At 49.4% G+C, this 4704-nt stretch carries 5 protein-coding genes; all 5 read right to left on the reverse strand.

The features are described from left to right. Positions 1 to 63: 63 nt before the first annotated feature. The 5 genes from QVP67_RS13055 to QVP67_RS13075 all read right to left on the reverse strand — a co-directional run bounded on the left by QVP67_RS13055 (position 64) and on the right by QVP67_RS13075 (position 4605). Positions 64 to 360 carry a chaperone modulator CbpM gene (locus tag QVP67_RS13055; RefSeq protein WP_022164009.1) on the reverse strand — a complete coding sequence of 99 codons (297 nt, stop codon included), beginning with the start codon at positions 358 to 360 and terminating at the stop codon, positions 64 to 66. Between the two features lie 13 nt (positions 361 to 373). Then, a complete protein-coding gene (locus QVP67_RS13060) occupies positions 374 to 1324 on the reverse strand; it encodes a DnaJ C-terminal domain-containing protein (RefSeq protein ID WP_022164010.1) in 951 nt (316 codons plus the stop codon). A 217-nt stretch (positions 1325 to 1541) separates the two neighbouring features. Further along, complete coding sequence (locus tag QVP67_RS13065) at positions 1542 to 2561, reverse strand: threonine aldolase family protein (protein WP_288180193.1); 1020 nt, start codon at positions 2559 to 2561, stop codon at positions 1542 to 1544. Between the two features lie 95 nt (positions 2562 to 2656). Further along, entirely contained in the window at positions 2657 to 4291 is a 1635-nt protein-coding gene (groL, locus tag QVP67_RS13070; protein WP_022164012.1) for a chaperonin GroEL, read from the reverse strand. 41 nt (positions 4292 to 4332) lie between these two features. Continuing rightward, positions 4333 to 4605 carry a co-chaperone GroES gene (locus tag QVP67_RS13075; RefSeq protein ID WP_021847043.1) on the reverse strand — a complete coding sequence of 91 codons (273 nt, stop codon included), beginning with the start codon at positions 4603 to 4605 and terminating at the stop codon, positions 4333 to 4335. Positions 4606 to 4704 lie beyond the last annotated feature (99 nt).

Here is a 4704-nt window from a genome sequence, read left to right on the forward strand (position 1 = left end):
AGCGCGTCGTGTAGTATCCACAAACGTGCTTCTTCCCGCTTCGTACTTTTCCTGTCCGGATCTTCAAAACAGGTCACCATACATCCTCAGCCGTCCGCGCAAAGCAGCAATCTCCTTTTGCATGCTTTCCATACGTTCCAGTAAGTGATGGATGGCATCAATTCCTTCCATATTGATGGAAAGATCATAATACATACGGCTGTAACGCTCTACATCCGGCAGTTGCGAGAAAGCCAGGCACGGCTTTCCTTCATCCAGCAAAATGTCTATCAGCCCATTCTCTTGTAACAGGTCGATAAAGGCAGGTTCTATGTGGCATTTGTCGCAATAATCGCTGACAATAATCAAATCGTTCTGCATAGTGATACTTTTTTTAGTTCATACTCTGAATTTTACGGAACATTTCTTTTTGCTGTTCAGTCAGGTTGGTTGGCAACACAACATGATAGGTCACAATCAGGTCGCCAGCCTCTCCGTCTTTCTTGTAGACAGGGAAACCTTTACCTTTCAGGCGCACCTTGGTACCATTTTGCGTACCCGGTTTCACTTTCAGCTTCACTTGTCCGTCCAAAGTACTTACCAACTGCTCACCACCCAGCAAAGCCGTATACAGATCGGTATTGACATCCACATAAAGGTCATCGCCCAGCCGCTTGAACACCGGATCATCAGGGATCACAAACGTGATATACAAGTCACCGGCAGGACCACCGTTCATACCCGGAGCTCCGTATCCTTTCAACTTGATGACCTGTCCGCTGGCTACACCGGCAGGTATGGTGATACGCACTTGCTTATCGCCCACGGTCAGCACCTGCTTGTGTGTCTGTGCAGCCTCACGCAACGACAACTCCAGTTCGGCCTGATAATCCTGTCCGCGGAAACCGCCCTGGCTTCTGCTACCGTGTCCCCGGTGTCCGAAGAGTTCTTCAAAGAAATCCGAGAAACCACCGGCATTGCTTCCGGTAAACTCCTGCCCGTCGGACGAATACCAATACGTACCGTTACCGTCCGTACCGAATCCTCCCGAACCGAAGCCGCCAAACCCGGCGCCACCAGCCTGCTGGCGGGCACGCTTCTGCGCTTCGAACTCGTCGGCATGTTTCCAGTGTTCACCATACTCATCGTACTTCTTTCGCTTTTCAGGATCACTCAGCACTTCGTTTGCCTCGTTGATGGCCTGAAACTTTTCCTTTGCTGTAGGGTCATTCGGGTTCAGGTCAGGATGAAATTTACGTGCCAGCTTACGGTACGCTTTCTTGATATCATCCTGCGATGCCGTCTTGTCCACCCCCAGTACTTGATAATAATCAATATATGCCATATTCTGTCTAATTTTATATTTCAAACTATACCATTCCTCCGCCTGACTCTTACGGACAGGCCAACAATCTCATGCGGATGCTTCAGACTAAGGGATGCTTTCTTCAGGTATGGATTACGCGAAACTTCACGGATGATAATATTCTTTCCTATGTTTTTCCGGGTCATCCGTACCTGAAAGTACCAATATACAGCTACCCTTAATTTTGACACCCTTCTCAATAACAGCTCTTTGCAGTTGCAAGCAGTTCGCGGATGTCCTCTTCCGTAGTATCGAACGAGGTCACCAGCCTGATTTCATCAGCCGCCTCATCCCAGAAGTAGAAGAAATACGACTGCAACAGTTTATCGATCACCCGACGGGGCATGGTCAGGAACAACTGATTGCTTTCCACTTCCTGTGTGAACCGTACTTCGGGCAGCTCTTTCAATCCGTCGCGCAACAGCAATGCCATTTGATTGGCATGACGGGCATTCTTCAGCCACAAGTCATCCTTCAGATAGGCCGTAAACTGACAGGAGAGATAACGCAGCTTCGACGCCAGCTGTGCCGACTGCTTCCTGACAAATCGCGCTTCCTTCTTCAGGTCGGGATGGAAAATAATAACACTCTCGCCTATCATCAGTCCGTTCTTCGTACCTCCGAAACTGAGGATATCAATACCACAGTCCACCGTCAGTTCCTTAAACGTCAGCCCAAGTGCCGCACAGGCATTGGCCAGACGCGCACCGTCCATGTGTACATACATTCCATATGCGTGTGCCAGCTCCGTAATGGCACGCAGTTCGTCGGGTTTGTATATCGTACCCAGCTCCGTACACTGCGAAAGGTAAATGGCTCCCGGCTGAGAATGATGCTGTTCGCCGAAGTGGCACAGATAAGGCCGCAGGAGTTCGGGCGTCAGCTTCCCGTCCGGAGTCGCTATTGGCCTGATCTGACAACCCGTCATACGGGCAGGAGCACCACATTCATCCACGTAGATGTGGGCCGTCTCGGCACAGAGTATCAGGTTGTAAGGACGTGTACACAGTTGCAGGGCAACAGCATTGCTACCGGTACCGTTGAACACAAACAGGACTTCGCAATCGGGCGTAAAGGCTTCGCGTATCTTGCCTACGGCTTCTTCCGTCCAGGGATCATCACCGTAGCCCACCGCATGGTCGCTATTGGCACGGTTCAGGGCGTCCATCACCAGCGGATGCACACCTGAGTTGTTGTCTGATGCAAAACTTCTCATATGCTTATGCTTCATCATTAAAAAAGCCGCGGCATCTTTACAAGGCAAGACACCGCGGCTGCTTTTATACTAATTAATCAGGGGAAATCGGCTGATTACATCATGCCTCCCATGCCACCCATACCGGCGTTCATCGGCATTTCGGGTTTGTCTTCCTTCTTCTCTACGATTACACATTCGGTAGTCAGGAACATACCGGCAATAGAAGCGGCGTTTTCCAAAGCTACACGGGTAACCTTAGCCGGATCGACTACACCTGCGGCATGCAAGTTCTCGTAAACATCGGTACGTGCGTTGTAACCGAAGTCACCTTTCCCTTCACGAACCTTCTGAACAACTACAGCGCCTTCCTTACCAGCGTTGGCACAGATCTGACGGAGCGGTTCCTCGATGGCACGCTTGATGATGTGGATACCGGTTGTCTCGTCGGCATTGTCACCTTCCAGACCTTCCAGTGATTCCAATGCACGGATGTAAGCTACGCCACCACCCGGCACGATACCTTCTTCAATAGCAGCACGTGTGGCACGGAGTGCATCGTCTACACGGTCTTTCTTTTCCTTCATCTCAACTTCGGAAGCAGCACCTACGTAGAGTACAGCTACACCACCTGACAACTTGGCCAGACGTTCCTGCAACTTCTCACGGTCATAGTCGCTCTTCGTAGCGGCAATCTGAGCCTTGATCTGTTCGCAACGTTCCTTGATGTTTTCCTTGTCGCCGGCACCGTTTACGATGGTCGTATTGTCCTTCGTGATGGTAACCTTCTCGGCAGTACCCAACATTTCGATAGTAGCCTGTTCCAGTTTCAAGCCCTTTTCTTCGCTGATTACTACACCACCGGTCAGTACGGCAATGTCTTCCAGCATTTCCTTACGACGGTCGCCAAAGCCCGGAGCCTTCACAGCACAGATCTTCAACTGGCTGCGCAGACGGTTCACTACCAAGGTAGTCAGAGCTTCGCTATCAACATCTTCGGCGATAACCAGCAGCGGACGGCCAGTCTGTACGGCAGGTTCCAGAATAGGCAAGAAGTCTTTCAGGTTCGAAATCTTCTTATCGTAAATCAGGATGTAAGGTTTCTCCATCTCACATTCCATCTTTTCCGTATTCGTTACGAAGTAAGCTGACAAGTAGCCGCGGTCGAACTGCATACCTTCTACCACACCGATCGTTGTATCCGTACCTTTAGCCTCTTCGATGGTGATGACACCGTCCTTCGAAACCTTACGCATGGCATCTGCAATCAGTTTACCGATAACGGGATCGTTGTTGGCAGATACGGTACCTACCTGTTCAATCTTGTCGTAGTTGTCGCCAACCATTTCAGACTGAGCCTTGATAGATTCAACCACCTTAGCTACGGCCTTGTCGATACCGCGCTTGATGTCCATCGGGCTTGCACCGGCAGTAACGTTCTTCAAGCCTTCGGCTACAATAGCCTGAGCCAGTACGGTAGCAGTTGTTGTACCGTCACCAGCGTCGTCGCCAGTCTTCGAAGCAACTTCCTTTACCAATTGTGCACCGGTGTTCTGGTAAGCATCAGCCAGTTCTACTTCCTTCGCTACAGTCACACCATCCTTTGTGATGTGAGGAGCACCGAATTTCTTCTCGATAATCACGTTACGTCCTTTCGGGCCCAGTGTTACCTTTACAGCGTTAGCCAGTGTGTCGATACCCTTCTTCAATTGGTCGCGGGCATCAATATTGAATAATATTTCTTTTGCCATGATTTCGTCTAATTAAAAATTGATAATTGAAAATTGATAATTTATCCCAGTACAGCGAGTACGTCGCTCTGACGCATGATCAGATATTTAGTACCGTCGAGTTCGATTTCAGTACCTGCGTATTTGCCGTAGAGTACATGGTCACCAGCTTTCAGTACCATCTCTTCGTCTTTCGTACCGTTACCGGCTGCAATCACTTCACCTTTCAGGGGTTTTTCTTTTGCTGTATCAGGAATGATGATACCGCCGATTGTCTTTTCTTCTGCAGGTGCAGGGAGTATCAGAACTCTGTCTGCCAATGGTTTAATGTTCATAGTTCTTTTCGTTTTTATATGTTTTACTTATTTTTTCTTGTTTCTGCCTACCTTGACGCAGGCGATAAACAATATACGAAAAGCGTGCCAAACGCCAAC

The organism is Bacteroides sp. CAG:633 (assembly GCF_000435115.1).
Taxonomy (GTDB): Bacteria; Bacteroidota; Bacteroidia; order Bacteroidales; family Bacteroidaceae; genus Bacteroides; species Bacteroides ndongoniae.

Excerpts from the sequence above, each read along its gene's own strand:
- QVP67_RS13075 (WP_021847043.1), bottom strand. The coding sequence starts at position 4,605 with ATGAACATTAAACCATTGGCAGACAGAGTTCTGATACTCCCTGCACCT.
- QVP67_RS13055 (WP_022164009.1), bottom strand. The coding sequence starts at position 360 with ATGCAGAACGATTTGATTATTGTCAGCGATTATTGCGACAAATGCCAC.
- QVP67_RS13060 (WP_022164010.1), bottom strand. The coding sequence starts at position 1,324 with ATGGCATATATTGATTATTATCAAGTACTGGGGGTGGACAAGACGGCA.
- groL (WP_022164012.1), bottom strand. The coding sequence starts at position 4,291 with ATGGCAAAAGAAATATTATTCAATATTGATGCCCGCGACCAATTGAAG.
- QVP67_RS13065 (WP_288180193.1), bottom strand. The coding sequence starts at position 2,561 with ATGAGAAGTTTTGCATCAGACAACAACTCAGGTGTGCATCCGCTGGTG.